The sequence below is a fragment of the Nguyenibacter vanlangensis genome, from assembly GCF_013376155.1.
Classification (GTDB): Bacteria; Pseudomonadota; Alphaproteobacteria; order Acetobacterales; family Acetobacteraceae; genus Gluconacetobacter; species Gluconacetobacter vanlangensis.
The window spans coordinates 1-1,283 of record NZ_JABXXP010000762.1 but is presented as its reverse complement, the minus strand read 5'-3'; the positions used below and the strand labels follow the sequence as shown (position 1 = coordinate 1,283).

1 protein-coding gene and 1 pseudogene are annotated in these 1,283 nt (G+C 68.3%); both read right to left on the bottom strand.

From position 1 onward, the window contains the following. Window positions 1-44 precede the first annotated feature (44 nt). On the bottom strand, window positions 45-1,016 hold the full coding sequence (locus tag HUK84_RS18810; RefSeq protein ID WP_176641584.1) for a radical SAM protein: 972 nt from the start codon (window positions 1,014-1,016) through the stop codon (window positions 45-47). Between the two features lie 81 nt (window positions 1,017-1,097). Beyond that, window positions 1,098-1,283, bottom strand: a pseudogene (locus HUK84_RS18805) (glycosyltransferase); the annotation flags it as partial.

Below are 1,283 nucleotides of genomic sequence, written 5' to 3'. Positions count from 1 at the left end.
GGCCCCGTCGCCCGGGGCGGCCAGGCGGGGCGACGGCCAGGCGGTCAGGCGGCCTGCTGGGGGCCGCGATAGCGGTCGAACATGCTCATCTGATGCACGCAACTGAGCGTGCAGGTGGGGGCGCAGGATTTGCTGGCATGGTATTCGCGGCGGATGTCGGCGGGGCCGTATTCCAGCAGCGGGGTGCCCGGATAGCCGCGCTGCTGCGAGCACCAATGCACCATCCCGTCTTCGGTCACGTAGAGGTAGCGGGCGCCGGCGCGGCATTTCCAGTCATTCGGCTGCCCATGCATCAAATTCTTCTGGAACAGCCGGTAATTCAGCGTATGGACCAGCGAGGGCGAGATTTCGGTCACGCGCCGGTAGGCCTGCATCTGCGCGTCGCTGAGCGCCTTCAGCGCCCCGTGATCGTCGTGCAGCACGCCGACCGAATGCTGCAATCCGTAGCGGGCGGCCGTCTCGGCGATGGTGACCACGTCCTGGGTGCGCTCGCCGGTCACGCCTAGGACCGAATTCACGTTGACCTTGAAGCGGGCATGCTGCTGCAGCAGCGCCAGCCGCCCCTCGACCGAGGAGAGGCTCTTCATCGAGACCTCGTCGGGGGTCAGGTTGTCGATGCTGACCTGCATGCCCTGCAGGCCGGCCGCGTTCAGCCGGTCGATCCAGCCCCGCGACAGGCGGAAGCCGTTGGTGATCATGGTCACGATCATGCCGTGGTCGCGGGCGATGCGCACGATCCTGTCCAGGTCCGGATGCAGCAGCGGCTCGCCCCCGGTGAAGGTGATCGAGGCGGTACCGAGCCCGGCCAGGTGATCGACCCGGGCCTTGAGGTCCGCGAAGGGAACCGGGGCCGAGAAATCGTCGTACTCGTTGCAGTAGCCGCAGGCGAGGTTGCAGCGGCGCGTCACCACCACCTGGGCCAGCAGCGGCGTATAGCGGGTGCCGATGGCCTTGGCCGCGAAGCGCGCGCCGGCACGGAGATTTTTCAAGCGGGAGGCCAGGGACATGTCGTTCATCGCTGCATCGGCGCCCGGAGGGCGGGGAAAAGGGGCGCATCATAGGCAGGGTTGCGACCGAGCGAAAGCCACGATCGGACATCAGGCCGCGCCATGCCCGGTCGTGGTCGTGGCCGTGGCGCCGGCCGCATGCTCGGCGATCAGCCGGTCGTACCAGTCTTCGAGCAGGCGCGTCTGGCGGTGCAGGTCGAAACGGTCGGCGACGAAGGCGCGGGCGTGGCGCCCCATGGCGGCGCGTCGTCCGGCATCGGCCAGCACCGTTTCGAT

Bases quoted from the DNA above. Each gene is read 5' to 3' on its own strand.
- HUK84_RS18810 (WP_176641584.1), bottom strand. From the start codon at position 1,016: ATGAACGACATGTCCCTGGCCTCCCGCTTGAAAAATCTCCGTGCCGGC.